Here is a 15,855-nt window from a genome sequence, read left to right as displayed (position 1 = left end):
ACACCCCCAGTGTACCGGGCCGCCCGCGCGGGCCCCCGCCGGTTTTGCCCCCATGATCGGTCCACGGCGTCGGCCCAGCTCAGCCACCCCGGACGGGTTCGCACCCCGGTACGGCACGGTCAGGCCGGGATCGGGTCCCCGCAGATCCGCCAGCTCCCCCGGTCCTCGACCACCCGGTAGACGTGCGCCTCGCTCGCCCCGCTCGGATCGGCCAGGGTGACGCTGACCGAGAAGTCCCGGTCGATTCTCTCGATCTTGTCGATCTGGTACGAACGGACCGCCGGCCGGCCGCCGATGTCGGCGCTGAACTGCTCCCGGTCGAGCCGTTCCCGGGAGTCGGAGCAGAGCTGGTCGTAGGCCCCACCGTAGTTGCCGGCGATCAGCCGCTGGACAAACGAGTCGACCGCGACCCGGGCCGCCGCCTCCGGCTCCTGCGCCGGACGGAACAGGAAGAAGCCACCGATGCCGAGCCCGGCCAGCAGCAGGGCCAGCGCCAGCCCGACGACCGTCAGCAGCGGTCGGCGCACCTCCCGGTCCAGCGGCAGCCAGGCCGCCGGCAGGGAGCGGGAACGGGAGCGGGCGCGCTGAGCCATGGCGGGAGGGTAGCCAGTGCGCTCAGCCGACGCCATCCGGGGCGCGTGGTTCCGGGGCGCTCGGTTCCAGGTGGTGTGGTTCCGGGGCGCTCGGTTCCGGGTCGCGGACCAGCACCCGTACCGCGCGGGCGGCGGTGATCGCGTCGACCAGCACCGCGTGCCGGGGTTCCGGTACGTCGAGCAGCCGGTCCGCGCGCAGCGCGGCGAGCGGCGCGAGCCGCCGGTCGGCCAGGATGGTGTCGATCGCCCGGCGGTCCCCACCGGCGACCACCGCGTCGAGACCGCCGACCGCCGGCAGGAGCAGCCGCAGGGCCAGCTCCACCGCGTCGGCCATCGCCGCCTTCGCCTGGTTGTCCCGACGCCGGGCGAACCGCTGCTGGGACCAGCCACCGGCGGCGGTCCGGCCCTGCACGTACCGGCTGTCCACCTTGGAGGTGACCAGTTCGGTTCCGTCGGCGACTCCGACCGCCACCGCACCCTTGCGCGCCAGCAGCAGGCCGAGCCGGCGGGCGGTGGTCGCCTCGGCCAGGAAGCCGGGCAGGTCGGTGGCGGGCGGCGTACCCGGCGGGCGGTGCAGTTCCGCGGTGGCGCCGTCCGGGGCGGTGAGCAGCAGGCCGTACCCGGTGACGATGGTCCCGGGCGGGCCGTGCCGCGCGGTGAATCCGTCGATCCAGCGGGCGACGCGGACCGGGTCGACGTCGACCCACCGGCCGCCGCCGGCGGCGGGTCGACTGCTCATCCCCCGACCGTACGGCACCGGACGCCGGCACCGGGCGGCGGTCGCCCGGCCCGACGCTCAGTCGGCGAGTAGCAGCCGCACGGCGAGCACCACGATCAGGGTGCTGGAGACAAGTGCGGTGCCGAGCCGCCCCCGGGGACTGGCCAGCAGCCGGCCGAGCAGCGACCCGCTGCCGGCGACCAGCAGTTGCCAACTCGCCGAGGCGGTCAGCACGGCCGCCACGAAGATCGCCGCACCGGTGGCGGTCAGCGGCTCGGACGCCTGTCGGCCGAGGATCAGCGCACCGAAGTAGAGGATCGTGGTCGGGTTGAGCAGGGTCAGCCCGAGCACCACACCGAACGCCCGGCCGGGTGTGGTCAGGTCCCGGCCGTCCCGGGTGGTGGTCGACGGGTCGCGGTGCTGCCGGACCGCCCTCACCACCGTGTGGGTGGCGAGCAGCAGCAGGACCGCCACCGCCAGCAGGCGCAGCGGACCGGCGAGCGGCGTGATCATCCCGGCCAGCGCGGTGCCGCCGAGTACGGCGACCGCCGCGTAGAGCCCGTCCGCGAGGGCCACCCCGAGTCCCGCCCCGGCGCCGACCCGGAACGAGGTACGGGCGGTCAACGCGACGACCAGGACGGAGATGGCGCCGAACGGGATGGCCACGCCGTAGCCGGCGAGCAGGCCGGCGACCAGGGCATCGGCTGAGTCGTTCACCAGCGCATCGTGGCAGCCGGGCCGGCCTCGCGGCGATCGGATTTCACCATGTCGGCAGACGAGGTGATCTTGCGAAGCTTCACGTGCCTAAGATCACCCTCACGCCGCACACGAAGCGGCCCTTTCGACACAAAGGAGCAAGATGCTCAGGAGAGTGCGCTGGCTACCAGCGGTCGCACTGCTGTCCACCATGGTCGGCTTCGTACCGGCAAGTCCCAGCCTGGCCGACGGGGGCACCACCCCGACCGGGAAGACGTACACCGTCACGCTGCTGACCGGGGACGTGGTCACGGTCGAGACGACCGGCACGGGATGTCCCCGGGTGCGGGTCGAGCCGATCGACCGGAACGGGGTGTTCCAGCAGAGCTGCGGAGTCGACGGGCACGTACGGGTCATCCCGGCGAGCGTCGCGGGGCGGGTCGGCTCGGTCCTCGACCCGACCCTGTTCGACGTCACCGCGTTGATCGAGGACGGCTACGACGACGCCAACAGCACCGAACTCCCGGTGATCGTACGGTCGGACGCGAAGGCGAAGCTGGCCAGCCTCGGTGACGTACGGCCGTTGGCGAGCATCGGCGCGGTGGCCGGACACGTACCCAAGAAGAGCCCGACCACCGCGAAGCTGGCCGGTGAGAACCTGCTGGCCGGGGCGACGAAGGTCTGGCTCGACCGGAAGGTCCGGGCGACCACGGTCGACAGGAACCTCGACCGCAACCTGAGCCAGGTCTCCGCCCCCGAGGCGTGGAACGCGGGTTACACCGGCAAGGGCACCCGGATCGCCGTGCTCGACAGCGGCGCCGACTTCAGCCACCCGGACCTGGTCGGTCAGGTCGCGGAGCGGGCCGACTTCACCGTGGACGGTGGCGACGCCGTCGACCGGTTCGGCCACGGCACCCACGTCGCCACCATCATCGCCGGCACCGGAGCGGCCTCGCACGGCCAGCGCCGGGGCGTCGCCCCGGCCGCCCGGCTCGTCGTCGGCAAGGTCCTCGACGACCACGGCGCCGGCGGGGACTCGCAGATCATCGCCGGGATGGAGTGGGCCGCCGCCCGCGCCGACGTGGTCAACATGAGCCTCGGCGGCGCGGACGCCAGCGACGGGACCGACCCGCTCTCGCTCGCCGTCGACGCGCTGACCAAGCAGACCGGCGCGCTCTTCGTGATCGCCGCCGGCAACAGTGGCGGCGCGATCTCCTCGCCCGGCGCCGCCGGCGCCGCGTTGACGGTCGGCGCGGTCGACAACGCCGACAAGCTGGCCGACTTCTCCAGCCGGGGACCGCTGGTGAACACCCGCGCGGCCAAGCCCGAGATCGTCGCACCGGGCGTCGGCATCGTCGCCGGCCGGGCCGGCGGCACCACGATGGGCGCGCCGGTGGACCGGTACTACACCGCCGCCGACGGCACCTCGATGGCCACCCCGCACGTCGCCGGAGCGGCGGCGCTGCTCGCCCAGCGGCACCCCGACTGGACCGCCGACCGGCTCAAGGCCGGACTCGTCGGCGCCGCCGACCCGCTGTCGGAGACGGACCCGTACGTCGTCGGCGCCGGTCGGCTCAACGCCGCCCGTACCCTCTCCGGCCCGGTCAGCGACCAGCCGGTGGTGGCGCTCGGCACGTTCCCGTACCCGCAGCAGGGGTCCAGCACGACGAAGCTGAGCTGGACCGGTGACGCGCGCTCGGCCACCGTCGACCTCGATCTCGACGTCACGGTCACCGACCACGCGGGAGCGCCCGCGCCGCGTCACACCGCGTCGCTGTCGGACACCCGGGTACGTCTACGGCCCGGCGCCTCCGCCGGCACCACGCTGCGGGTCGACCGTACGGCGCTGGCCGCCAGGCCCGGCCTGTACGCCGCCGTCGTCACCGCCCGCAGCCGGGGCAAGCTGGTGTCGCGTACGCCGGTGACCTTCTACGTGGAGGCGCCGAGTCACGACCTGACGATCAACACCGTGGCCACACCCGACCTGCCGCCGAGCGCGGACAACTGGGTCGGTGTGTCGGTGACCAACCTCGACGACCCCACCGTCTACGGCGGTGGCGGCTTCGTCGTCGCCGGTCGGCCCGTCACGCTCCGGGTCCCCGCCGGCCGGTACGCGATCACCGCCGGGTACACCGCCTACGACCCGGAGACGGACAACCAGCAGGGCGCCCTCGTCGGCGACCCGGACGTGGCCGTCACCGCCGACCGCGTCATGACGCTCGACCCGGCGCGGGCGAAGCCGGTCACCGCGACCGTCGACCACGTCGCCACCACCACCGGCGCCGTCCAGTTCACCAACGTCCAGACCTCGCGCAACGGCCTGTTCTGGTGGCAGAGCGTCAACGGTTTCGGCAGCCAGGCGAAGGTGTCGGTGGAGCCGATGGAGCGCCCCGGCGTCGGGACGCTGCGGTCGTACGCGGGCTTCGCCCTGGACACGTCCGGCGACCGGGGCACCCCGGAGCACTACGACGTGGTCCGCGCGTACGACAACGGTGTGCCGGCCGACCCGACCTACCGGGTGACGGCGGCGGAACGGGCCCGGCTGGCCCGGATCGACCAGCGGTTCAACCAGATGGACTCCCCCGGCATGGTCACCTCGCTGCGGCGTAGCGGCTTCACCCCGGACGGTTCGGTCGCCGTGTTGCAGAACCGGACGTACGACCTGCCGGTGAACCGGACCGACTACGTGACCCCCGGCTACACCTACAAGGACGAGGGGATCTACGGCGGGCTGACCGCCGCCGAGGGCGACCGGGTCTACCGTACGGGCAGCCGGCAGTCGAAGATCTGGGCCCGCCAGCCGCTGCACTCGGACTGGTACGACGACCCCTCCGGCGCGGCGTTCAGTTGCGCCACCGCGCCGTCGCGGACCAGCGGTAACATCCACGTCGACCTGGTCATGCTGACCGACCGGCACCAGCGGGCCGACTGCCTGGCGGCCGGCACGATCGGGGTCAACCGGAAGCTGTCGCTCTACCGGGACGGTCGACTGGTCGACGAGCGGGCCGCCTCGCTGGCGGACTTCACCGTACCGAGCTCGGCTGCGGACTACCGGCTGACCTTCGACGTCGAGACCGGCCTGATCCTGCCGATCTCGACCCGGGTGAGCACCTCGTGGACGTTCCGCTCGGCCGGTCCGAGCGGCACCCGGAGCGTCCCGCTGCCGCTGCTCTCGGTCGACTACGCGCTCCCGTTGGACGCCGCCAACCGCCCGACCGGTGGGGTGGGCAGCTTCCAGGTCCGGCAGGCGAACGGCGTCGCGGCCCAGCGGATCGAGTCGTTCCAGGTCTGGACCTCGACCGACGACGGCGCCACCTGGCGTACGGCACGGGTGAGCCGGGACGGCGACGACTTCCGGGCCGAGCTGCCGACGGTGAAGACGGGGCAGTCCGTCTCGCTGCGGGTGAAGGCCGGCGCGAGCGGCGGTAGTGGCATCGAGCAGACCATCATCCAGGCGTACCACGCCGGTTAAGCGTGTAAGGAAGGGCCCCTTATTAACGCTATGCGTTAATAAGGGGCCCTTCCTTACACTTCAGCCGCCCTGCACCGCCGCGCTCCACATCGGACAGGTCGGTGCTGGTACGCGCGCCGCCGACCGGCGCGGAACGGGACCGGATGTCGGGCAGGTATCGACGATGTTAGGTCTTTCCATCCTCCTGAGCCACCGGTTAGCATCCGGTACCCGAAGTTTCTTCATGTAATGATCCCACCGCCAGGAGGATCAGCATGTCCCGACGCGTCCTGCCCCGCCGGGCGACGGCCACCATCGCCGTCGCGGTCACCACGTTGGCCGCCGCCCTGCTCGCCGGCCCCACCACCGGGGTCACCGCCGCGCCCGAGCCCGCCCCGCCCACCGCCCCGGCCGCCGGCACCACCAGCTTCGCGGCCGGCGACTACTGCCTCGGCGAGTGCGCCGACATCCTGCCACCGGGCCAGAACGGCAACGCCACCCTCGTCGAGATTCTCGGCAACCAGGCGTTCGGCACCCTGCCCCGGCACTCCGGCGACCAGCTCGGCAAGTACGCCAACCTGGTCTACGGCTACGCCGGACTGCGCGAGGACCAGATCGGGAACTTCTTCAACGACGCCGCCTTCGGCGTGCCGGGCGGCCAGGCCGAACGGACCTACTCCCCGCGCTCAGACGTGACCATCGTGCGGGACCGCTCCACCGGCGTACCGCACATCACCGGCACCACCCGGGCCGGCACCATGTACGGCGCCGGTTACGCCGGGGCCGAGGACCGGCTCTTCACCATGGACCTGCTCCGGCACGTGGGGCGCGGCACGCTCACCCCGTTCGCCGGTGGCGCACCGGGCAACCGGGCGCTGGAGCAGAGCGTCTGGCGCAACTCGCCGTACCGGGACGCCGACCTGACCGCCCAGGTCGAGGCGCTGCGCCAGCGCGGCCCCCGGGGCGAGCAGCTCTACCAGGACGTACGCCAGTACATCGACGGGATCAACGCGTACATCGGGGTCTGCATGGCGGGCCGCAACTGCCCCGGCGAGTACGTGCTCACCGGCCACCTGGACGCGATCACCAACGCGGGCGGCCCGAAGCCGTTCCTGATGACCGACCTGATCGCGATCGCCGGTGTGGTCGGCGGGCTGTTCGGCGGCGGTGGCGGCACCGAGATGCAGTCGGCGCTGGTCCGGATCGCCGCGCGGGCGAAGTACGGCCCGGTCGAGGGGGACCGGGTCTGGACCGCGTTCCGCGCCGAGAACGACCCGGAGGCGGTGCTGACCCTGCACGACGGGCAGAGCTTCCCGTACGGCGCCGCGTCCCCGGACGCGCCCAGCGTGGTGCTGCCCGACGCCGGCTCCGCCCGGGTCGAACCGGTGGTCACCGACCAGACCGGTTCGGCCACCAGCGCCGTCGGCGGTCCCTCCGAACTCGCCGCCGCACTGTCCGGGCTGACCATCACCCCGGCCAGCCGGGGCATGTCGAACGCGGCGGTGATCTCCGCCGAACACTCCGCCACCGGACACCCGGTCGCCGTCTTCGGCCCGCAGACCGGCTACTTCTCCCCGCAACTGCTGATGGTGCAGGAGTTGCAGGGGCCGGGGATCAGCGCCCGGGGCGCCGCCTTCGCCGGCATCAACCTCTACGTGCTGCTCGGCCGGGGACAGGACTACGCCTGGAGTGCCACCTCCTCCAACCAGGACATCACCGACACGTACGCGGTCCCGCTCTGCACCCCGGACGGCAGTACGCCGACGTTGGCCAGCGACCACTACCGCTTCCGGGGGCAGTGCCGCCCGATGGAGGAGATCTCGCACGTCAACTCCTGGACCCCGAGCGTGGCCGACGGCACGCCGGCCGGCTCGTACCGGCTGGTCACCTGGCGTACGGCGCTCGGCCTGGTCGCCTGGCGCGGCACGGTCGGCGGCCAGCCGTACGCGTTCACCTCGCTCCGCTCCACCTACCGGCACGAGGCGGACTCGGCGATCGGGTTCCAGATGTTCAACGACCCGGCGCTGATGGGCACCCCGACCGGGTTCAAGGACGCGGCCTCCACCATCGGGTACGCGTTCAACTGGTTCTACGTCAACTCGGACTCCTCGGCGTACTTCAACTCCGGGCTCAACCCGGTCCGGGCGGCCGGGGCGAACCCGAACCTGCCGCAGCGCGCCGAACCCGCGTACGAGTGGGCCGGTTTCGACCCGGCGGCCAACACGGCCAGCTACCTGCCGGCCGCCGCCCACCCGAACTCGGTCGACCAGGACTACTACGTGAGCTGGAACAACAAGCAGGCCAAGGACTTCGGCGCGGCCGACGGCAACTTCAGCTTCGGCGCCGTGCACCGGGGCGACCTGCTGGACAAGCCGGTCCGGGCCGCGCTCGCCGCCGGTCAGAAGTTCGACCGGGCGTCGCTGACCAGCCTGGTGCAGCGGGCCGGGCTGACCGACCTGCGCGGGATCGAGGTGCTCGACGAGCTGATCCGGGTGTTGGAGAGCCAGCCGGTGACCGACCCCAACCTGGCCGCCCAGATCACCCGGGTGAAGAACTGGCGACAGGCGGGCGCGCTACGGGTGGAGACCGCCAGCGGCTCCAAGGTCTACCAGCACGCCGAGGCGATCCGGGTCTTCGACGCCTGGTGGCCGCTGCTGGTCAACGGCCAGTTCAAGGCGCCGCTCGGGGCCGACCTCTACCAGGCCCTGGTGAACGCGCTCCAGGTGAACGAATCTCCCTCGGGGCACCAACGCGGCGACGTCTCCACGCTGCCGACCTCGGCGAACGAGGCCCAGGCGCACAAGGGCTCCTCCTTCCAGTACGGCTGGTGGGGCTACGTGGACAAGGACCTGCGTGCGGTGCTCGGCGACCCGGTCCAGGGCGGCCTGGGGCGTACCTACTGCGGTGGCGGCGACCTGGCCTCCTGCCGCCAGATCCTGCTCGACACGCTGCGCACCGCCGCCGCCCAGCCGGTGAACGTCACCTATCCCGGCGACGCGAGCTGCTCCGCCGGGGACCAGTGGTGCGCCGACGCGATCATCCAGTCACCGCTGGGCGGGATCAAGCACGCCACCATCGCCTGGCAGAACCGGCCGACGTACCAGCAGGTGGTCTCCTTCCCGGCCGGTCGGGGCGACGACGTGACCAACCTGGCCGCCGGGCGTACGGCATCCGCGTCCAGCAACCAGTCCGGCAACGGAGCCGCCCGCGCGGTCGACGGCGACCCCGGCACCCGCTGGGCCAGTTCCTGGTCGGACAACCAGTCGATCACCGTGGACCTCGGTTCGGTCCGCCCGGTCGGTCGGGCCGTACTGGCCTGGGAGGCGGCGTACGCGCGCTCGTACCGGATCGAGGTCTCCACCGACGGGACCACCTGGACCCCGGTCTGGTCCACCACCGCCGGTGACGGCGGTACGGACAACGTCGACTTCGCCACCACCCAGGCCCGGTACGTCCGGATGCAGGGCCTCACCCGGGGCACCGGCTTCGGCTTCTCGCTCTGGGAGTTCGAGGTCTACGCCCACTGACGCCCCGGCCACGGCACAAGGAAAGAGCGGCCGTCCCGGACGGGACGGCCGCTCTTCCGCGTTCCTGCCGACGACAGACGTCAGACGTTGAAGCCCAGGGCGCGGAGCTGGTCCCGGCCCTCGTCGGTGATCTTGTCCGGGCCCCACGGCGGCAGCCACACCCAGTTGATCCGGAAGTCGGCGACCAGGCCGCCGCCCGGACCCGTGGTCAGCGCCTGCCGGGTCTGGTCCTCGATCACGTCGGTCAGCGGGCAGGCCGCCGAGGTCAGCGTCATGTCCAGGGTGGCGATGTTGTCGTCGCCGACGTGCACCCCGTAGACCAGACCCAGGTCGACCACGTTGATGCCCAGCTCGGGGTCGACGACGTCCTTCATCGCCTCCTCGATCTCACCGATCGTGGCCTTGCTGACGGCGGCGGTCTCGGTGGCAACCGCCTCACCCGTCACGGCGTCGCCCGCACCGGTCGCGGCGACCTCAGCCGCACCGGTCGCACCCACGCTCTCCTCGGAACTCATGCCTTCCAGCACCTCGCTGCGCTCGCTCATGCCTTCACCTCCGGGCTCACGCCCACACCGGCGCGTACCGCGGCGTCCTTGAACGCCATCCACGGCAGCAGCGCACATTTCACCCGGCCCGGGTAGCGGGCGACGCCGGCAAACGCCACACCGTCACCCAACACCTCCTCGTCCGGCGTCACCTGCCCGCGACCGGAGACCAGCTCGACGAAGGCCGCGTGTACGGCGAACGCCTCGTCGGCTCCCCGACCGTTGAGCAGTTCGTGCAGCACACTCGCCGACGCCTGGCTGATCGAACAGCCCATGCCGTCGTACGAGATGTCGGAGAGCACGCCCCGGGCCACCGCCACCCGCATCGTCACCTCGTCACCGCAGGTGGGGTTGACGTGGTGCGCCTCGGCCACCTGACCGGAGTCGTCGGCCGGGTCACGCAGTCCGCGACCGTGCGGGTGCTTGTAGTGATCCAGGATGATCTCCTGGTAGAGCTGGTCGAGTTGCATCAGCCAAATACCTTTCGCACCTGCTCGAGGGCAGCCACCATGGCGTCGATCTCGGCCGTGGTGGTGTACAGGTAGAACGAGGCGCGGGTTGTCGCCGGTACGCCGTACCGGACGCAGACCGGGCGGGCACAGTGGTGGCCGACGCGCACCTGAACGCCCTGGTCGTCCAGGATCTGCCCGACGTCGTGCGGGTGCACCCCGTCGAGCGCGAACGAGATCGTGCCGCCCCGGCCGATCGGCACCACCGGCCCGAAGATCCGCAGCCCGGGTACGGTCCCGAGCGCGTCCAGGGCGTACGCGGTGATCTCCTTCTCGTGCCACTGGACCGACCGCATGCCGATCGCGGTCAGGTAGTCCACCGCGGCGCCGAGCGCCACCGCCTCGGCGATCGGCGGCGTGCCCGCCTCGAACCGGGCCGGTGGCGGCGCGAAGGTCGAGCCCGCCATGCTCACGGTCTCGATCATCGAACCGCCGCCGAGCACCGGCGGCATCGCCGCGAGCAGCTCGGCCCGACCCCAGAGCACGCCGATCCCGGTCGGCGCCAGCATCTTGTGCCCGGTGAACGCGATGAAGTCGACGTCCAGGTCGACCACGTCGACCGGGATGTGCGGCACCGACTGCGAGCAGTCGAGCATCAGCAGCGCGCCGACCTCACGCACCCGGGCGGTGATCCGCGAGGTGGCGTTGACCGTGCCGAGGATGTTGGAGACGTGCACCAGCGAGACCAGCTTGGTCCGCTCGTTGATCAGCTCCTCGACCCCGGACTCGTCCAGCCGCCCGCCCTCGGTGAGCGGGAACCAGCGCAGGGTGGCGCCGGTCCGCTCGCAGAGCAACTGCCACGGCACGATGTTGGAGTGGTGCTCCATCTCGGAGATCACCACCTCGTCACCGGGGCCGAGGCGGAACCTCGGGTCACCGTTCACACCGGTGGAGGCGTTCGAGAAGGCGTACGCGACCAGGTTGATCGCCTCGGTGGAGTTCTTGGTGAACACCACCTCGTCCGGGCTCGGCGCGTTGACAAACGCGGCGACCTTCGCCCGGGCCCCCTCGTACGCCTCGGTCGCCTCGGTGCCGAGCGTGTGCACCGAGCGGGACACGTTGCCGTTGTGCCGCTCGTAGTGCTCGCGCAGGACGTCGAGGACCTGCCGGGGTTTCTGCGAGGTGTTCGCGCTGTCCAGGTAGACCAGCGGGTGCCCGTTGACCTCCCGACCCAGGATCGGGAAGTCGGCGCGCACCTTCTCCACGTCGAAGCGAGGCACGTCGTCGTACTGCGGCATGCCCGGCGGGATCGCGATCGTGGTCATCTCTGGCAGCTTCCTGTCTCAGGCGCGCGCGGCGCCGGCTCCGGCGACGTACCGCTCGTAACCCTCGGCCTCGAGCTTCTCGGACAGCTCCGGGCCGCCCTGCTCGACGATCCGGCCACCGACGAAGACGTGCACGAAGTCCGGCTTGATGTAGCGCAGGATCCGGGTGTAGTGGGTGATCAGCAGCAGGCCGGTCTGGCCGGTGTCCCGGACCCGGTTGACCCCCTCGCTGACCACCCGCAGCGCGTCGATGTCGAGACCGGAGTCGGTCTCGTCGAGGATCGCCACCTTCGGCTTGAGCAGCTCGAGCTGCACGATCTCGTGCCGCTTCTTCTCGCCACCGGAGAAGCCCTCGTTGACGTTGCGCTGGGCGAACGCCGGGTCCATCTGGAGCCGCTCCATCGCGGTACGCAGCTCGCCGGCCCAGGTACGCAGCTTCGGCGCCTCGCCGTCGACCGCGGTCTTGGCCGTACGCAGGAAGTTGGCCACCGAGACGCCGGGGACCTCGACCGGGTACTGCATGGCCAGGAAGAGCCCGGCGCGGGCCCGCTCGTCCACGGTCATCGAGAGCACGTCGACCCCGTCGAGGGTGACCGCGCCACCGGTGATCTCGTACTTCGGGTGGCCGGCGATCGAGTACGCCAGGGTCGACTTGCCCGAGCCGTTCGGACCCATGATGGCGTGGGTCTCCCCCGCCCGCACGGTCAGGTCGACACCGGCCAGGATCGGCTTCAGCTCACCCTCGGGCAGCTTGACCGACACCTGCAGGTCACGGATCTCCAGAACGCTCACGGGGTAACTCCATTGCTTGGCGTAAGACTGACGAAGACATCGCCGTCGCGGACCTCGACGGGATAAACAGGCACGGGTTCGGTGGCCGGCAGACCGCTCGGCTCACCGGTACGCAGGTCGAAGCGGGAGCCGTGCAGCCAGCACTCCAGCGTGCAGCCGTCGAGCTCACCCTCCGAGAGGGCGACCGAGGCGTGCGAGCACTCGTCCCGGATGGCGTAGAAGGCGTCGTCGTCGGCGTGCACCAGGGCGATCTCGGTGCCGTCGACCTCCGCGCGTACCACGGCCCCCTTGGGCAGCTCCTCGGCCGCACAGATCCTGATCATCAGGATCCCGCCTTGGCCAGCCGGGACTCGATCGTGTCGCCGAGCCGCTCGCGCAGCTCCGGCACCGGGATCTTGTTGATCAGCTCGGCGAAGAAGCCACGGACCACGAGCTTGCGCGCCTCGGCCTCGGGGATGCCCCGGGCCATCAGGTAGAAGAGCTGCTCGTCGTCGAAGCGGCCGGTCGCGCTGGCGTGGCCGGCGCCGGCCACCTCGCCGGTCTCGATCTCGAGATTCGGTACGGAGTCCGCCCGCGCCCCGTCCGACAGGACCAGGTTCCGGTTGATCTCGTACGTGTCGGTGCCGGTGGCGGTGGCCCGGATCAGCACGTCGCCGACCCAGACGGTGTGCGCCGCGTCGCCCTGCAAGGCGCCCCGGTAGCCGACGTAGCTGCGGCAGTCGGGCACGGTGTGGTCGACCAACTGCCGGTGCTCCAGGTGCTGACCGGCGTCGGCGAAGTAGAGGCCGTACAGCTCTGCCTCACCGCCCCGGCCGGTGTACTCCACGCTGGTGAACTGCCGGACCAGGTCGCCGCCGACGGTGACCTGGACGTGCGTCACCCGGGCGTTCTGCGCCAGCCTGATCTTGAGGTGCTGGGCCTGGACCGCGTCCGGGGCCCAGTCGGCGACGGTGACCAGGGTCAGCTTCGCCCCCTCCTCGACCGACACCTCGACGTTGTCCGCCAGCGTGACCGAGCCCTCCTGGGAGAGCACGACCGTCGCCTCCGCGAACCGCCCCACCCGGACCTGGGTCCGGGCCAGCGACAGCTCCTCGGGAGAGGCACCCAGCAGCCGGACCACCGCCGGCTCGGCGAGCACCGCCTCGGGCGCCACCTCGACCAGCGCCACCCGGGCCGCACCGCCGTGGGCCAGCGCGCTGATCCGGTCGAACGGCACCAGCACCGACAAGACCGCGTCGTCGGTCGGTTCGAGGAACCGGACCGACACGCCGGCCGGCAGGTCGCCGTGCTCGACGGTGACCCCCCGGCCGGTGGCGGCCGAGGTGTCCGCCGTGGCCAGGCCACGGAGGCGCTTGAGCGGGGTGAACCGCCACTCCTCCTCGAGCCCGTTGAGGGCCGGGAAGTCGGCGACGTCGTACGAGCGGAGCGCCTGCGACTTGGTCGTGGGCGGCGCGAAAGCCTGGGTAGTCATCTCTTCCTTGAGTCTTCTTGGGCGAGGTCCGAGTCGGGGGTACGCGCGGGCCGGCGTCAGCCGACCGCGCCCTCCATCTGCAGCTCGATCAGGCGGTTGAGCTCCAGGGCGTACTCCATCGGCAGTTCCTTGGCGATCGGCTCGATGAAGCCGCGGACGATCATCGCCATCGCCTCGTCCTCGCTCATGCCCCGGCTCATCAGGTAGAAGAGCTGGTCCTCGCTGACCTTGGAGACGGTGGCCTCGTGCCCCATCGCCACGTCGTCCTCGCGGATGTCGACGTACGGGTACGTGTCCGAGCGGGAGATGGTGTCGACCAGCAGCGCGTCGCACTTGACCGTCGACTTGCTGTGGTGCGAACCCTCCAGCACCTGGATCAGCCCCCGGTAGGAGGTGCGGCCACCGCCCCGGGCGATCGACTTGGAGATGATCGAGCTGGAGGTGTGCGGCGCGGCGTGCACCATCTTGGCGCCCGCGTCCTGGTGCTGGCCCTCGCCGGCCATGGCCACCGAGAGCACCTCGCCCTTGGCGTGCTCGCCGACCATGTAGACGGCCGGGTACTTCATGGTGACCTTGGAACCGATGTTGCCGTCGATCCACTCCATGGTCGCGCCCTCGTGGCACACGGCGCGCTTGGTGACCAGGTTGTAGACGTTGTTCGACCAGTTCTGGATGGTCGTGTAGCGGCAGCGCGCGTTCTTCTTCACGATGATCTCGACGACCGCGCTGTGCAGCGAGTCGGAGGAGTAGATCGGCGCGGTGCAACCCTCGACGTAGTGCACGTACGCACCCTCGTCGACCACGATCAGGGTCCGCTCGAACTGGCCCATGTTCTCGGTGTTGATCCGGAAGTACGCCTGCAGCGGGATGTCCACCCGGACGCCCTTGGGCACGTAGATGAACGAGCCACCGGACCAGACCGAGGTGTTCAGCGCGGCGAACTTGTTGTCACCGACCGGGATGACGGTGCCGAAGTACTCCTTGAAGAGTTCCTCGTGCTCCTTCAGCGCGGTGTCGGTGTCCAGGAAGAGCACACCCTGCTCCTCCAGGTCCTCGCGGATCTTGTGGTAGACGACCTCGGACTCGTACTGGGCCGCCACACCGGCGATCAGGCGCTGCTTCTCCGCCTCCGGGATGCCCAGCCGGTCGTACGTGTTCTTGATGTCCTCCGGCAGGTCCTCCCAACTCGCCGCCTGCTTCTCGGTGGACCGTACGAAGTACTTGATGTTGTCGAAGTTGATCCCGGTGAGGTCCGCGCCCCAGGCCGGCATCGGCTTGCGGTCGAACAGCCGCAGGCCCTTGAGCCGCAGGTCGAGCATCCACTCGGGCTCGCTCTTCTTGGCCGAGATGTCCCGCACCACGGCCTCGGAGAGCCCACGCTGGGCGGTCGCCCCAGCGGTGTCGGTGTCGGCCCAGCCGTACTCGTAACGGCCCAGGGCGGCGAGGTGCTCCTCCTGGGAGATCGGCTGGACGATCTGCTCGGTCATCTATCTGTCCTCACAGTGGTGGCGGGATTACCGGGTTGGGCACGCCTCGACTGAGCGGGAATGTGCGTGGTGCACACCCCGTCGCCGTGCGCGATGGTGGCCAGACGCTGCACGTGGGTGCCGATCAGGCGGGAGATGACCGCCGTCTCGGCCTCGCACAGCTGGGGGAACTCCGCGGCCACGTGGGCCACCGGGCAGTGGTGCTGGCACAGCTGGCCACCGGTGGCGATCGTGGACGCGTTGGCAGCGTAGCCCTCGGCCGTGAGCGCGCCCGCAAGCGCCTCCGCGCGGGCCAGCGGGTCGTCGCCCGCGTCCTCCAGGGCGGCCCGACAACGGGCCTCCAGGGCGGACACCTGCTCGGCGGCGAAGGCGTCCACCGCGCCCGATCCGCCCTGGCGGGCGATCCAGCGCAGCGCGGCGGTGGCCATGCCGTCGTAGGTGTGCGTGCCGCACCGCACCTTCGCCGAGTCGGTGAGCATGAACACCCTGGCCGGACGGCCCCGACCACGGTGGCCGCGCAGCGGCTGCTCGCGGGAGACCACGTCCCCGTCGACGAGCATCGCGTCCAGGTGCTTGCGGATCGCCGCCGGGCTCAGCCCCAGCGCCGCGCCGAGCTCGGCGGCGGTGGAGGCGCCGTGCGCCAGCAGCAGGTGGGTGACCCGGTCACGGGTGCGGTCGGCGATGTCGCGGGCACGATCGGCGATCACGGATTCACGGGCACGGTCGGCGTTCGCGGATTCACGGGCACGATCGGGGATCACGGAGTCACGGTTGCGATCGGCGGTCACGGACGGGGAATTG

Annotated in this window: 13 protein-coding genes; 2 read left to right on the top strand and 11 right to left on the bottom strand. The window is 71.2% G+C overall.

Annotation, left to right across the window (positions count from 1 at the left end):
* Positions 1-119: 119 nt before the first annotated feature.
* The 3 genes from ACI2K4_RS18300 to ACI2K4_RS18290 are packed head-to-tail and all read right to left on the bottom strand — an operon-like array spanning position 120 to position 2,028.
* A complete protein-coding gene (locus ACI2K4_RS18300) occupies positions 120-593 on the bottom strand; it encodes a hypothetical protein (protein ID WP_404512772.1) in 474 nt (157 codons plus the stop codon).
* 22 nt (positions 594-615) lie between these two features.
* A complete protein-coding gene (locus ACI2K4_RS18295; RefSeq protein ID WP_404512770.1) occupies positions 616-1,332 on the bottom strand; it encodes an acVLRF1 family peptidyl-tRNA hydrolase in 717 nt (238 codons plus the stop codon).
* Positions 1,333-1,389: 57 nt separating this feature from the next.
* The gene (locus tag ACI2K4_RS18290; RefSeq protein ID WP_404512768.1) at positions 1,390-2,028 is read right to left on the bottom strand and encodes a LysE family transporter; all 639 of its coding nucleotides are present in this window, start codon (positions 2,026-2,028) and stop codon (positions 1,390-1,392) included.
* A gap of 142 nt (positions 2,029-2,170) precedes the next feature.
* Between ACI2K4_RS18290 and ACI2K4_RS18285 the strand changes: the two genes are divergently transcribed.
* A complete protein-coding gene (locus ACI2K4_RS18285; RefSeq protein ID WP_404512766.1) occupies positions 2,171-5,479 on the top strand; it encodes a S8 family peptidase in 3,309 nt (1,102 codons plus the stop codon).
* 254 nt (positions 5,480-5,733) lie between these two features.
* On the top strand, positions 5,734-8,985 hold the full coding sequence (locus ACI2K4_RS18280; protein WP_404512764.1) for a penicillin acylase family protein: 3,252 nt from the start codon (positions 5,734-5,736) through the stop codon (positions 8,983-8,985).
* A gap of 80 nt (positions 8,986-9,065) precedes the next feature.
* Here ACI2K4_RS18280 and ACI2K4_RS18275 read toward each other — a convergent pair whose 3' ends face one another.
* From ACI2K4_RS18275 to ACI2K4_RS18240, 8 genes are read right to left on the bottom strand one after another with little or no spacing between them, the layout of a single operon-like run.
* Complete coding sequence (locus ACI2K4_RS18275; protein ID WP_404512985.1) at positions 9,066-9,500, bottom strand: metal-sulfur cluster assembly factor; 435 nt, start codon at positions 9,498-9,500, stop codon at positions 9,066-9,068.
* A gap of 26 nt (positions 9,501-9,526) precedes the next feature.
* Complete coding sequence (sufU, locus tag ACI2K4_RS18270) at positions 9,527-10,000, bottom strand: Fe-S cluster assembly sulfur transfer protein SufU (protein ID WP_404512762.1); 474 nt, start codon at positions 9,998-10,000, stop codon at positions 9,527-9,529.
* Positions 10,000-11,304, bottom strand: coding sequence for a cysteine desulfurase (locus tag ACI2K4_RS18265; protein WP_404512760.1), 1,305 nt, complete (start codon positions 11,302-11,304; stop codon positions 10,000-10,002). Before ACI2K4_RS18265 ends, sufU begins: the two co-directional genes overlap by 1 nt.
* Before the next feature lie 18 nt (positions 11,305-11,322).
* On the bottom strand, positions 11,323-12,096 hold the full coding sequence (gene sufC, locus ACI2K4_RS18260; RefSeq protein ID WP_404512758.1) for a Fe-S cluster assembly ATPase SufC: 774 nt from the start codon (positions 12,094-12,096) through the stop codon (positions 11,323-11,325).
* Positions 12,093-12,419, bottom strand: a complete 327-nt coding sequence (locus tag ACI2K4_RS18255) for a non-heme iron oxygenase ferredoxin subunit (RefSeq protein WP_121155400.1) — start codon at positions 12,417-12,419, stop codon at positions 12,093-12,095. The genes sufC and ACI2K4_RS18255 overlap by 4 nt, the downstream gene beginning before the upstream one ends.
* The gene (sufD, locus tag ACI2K4_RS18250) at positions 12,419-13,567 is read right to left on the bottom strand and encodes a Fe-S cluster assembly protein SufD (RefSeq protein WP_404512756.1); all 1,149 of its coding nucleotides are present in this window, start codon (positions 13,565-13,567) and stop codon (positions 12,419-12,421) included. The genes ACI2K4_RS18255 and sufD overlap by 1 nt, the downstream gene beginning before the upstream one ends.
* Before the next feature lie 56 nt (positions 13,568-13,623).
* Positions 13,624-15,054 (bottom strand): Fe-S cluster assembly protein SufB, encoded by a 1,431-nt coding sequence (gene sufB / locus ACI2K4_RS18245; protein WP_404512754.1) that lies wholly within the window; start codon positions 15,052-15,054, stop codon positions 13,624-13,626.
* A complete protein-coding gene (locus ACI2K4_RS18240) occupies positions 15,051-15,761 on the bottom strand; it encodes a helix-turn-helix transcriptional regulator (RefSeq protein WP_404512752.1) in 711 nt (236 codons plus the stop codon). Before ACI2K4_RS18240 ends, sufB begins: the two co-directional genes overlap by 4 nt.
* Between the last annotated feature and the right edge of the window lie 94 nt (positions 15,762-15,855).

The sequence above is a fragment of the Micromonospora sp. NPDC050397 genome (assembly GCF_044901685.1).
Lineage (GTDB): Bacteria > Actinomycetota > Actinomycetes > Mycobacteriales > Micromonosporaceae > Micromonospora_G.
This window is presented reverse-complemented; position numbering and strand designations above follow the sequence as displayed.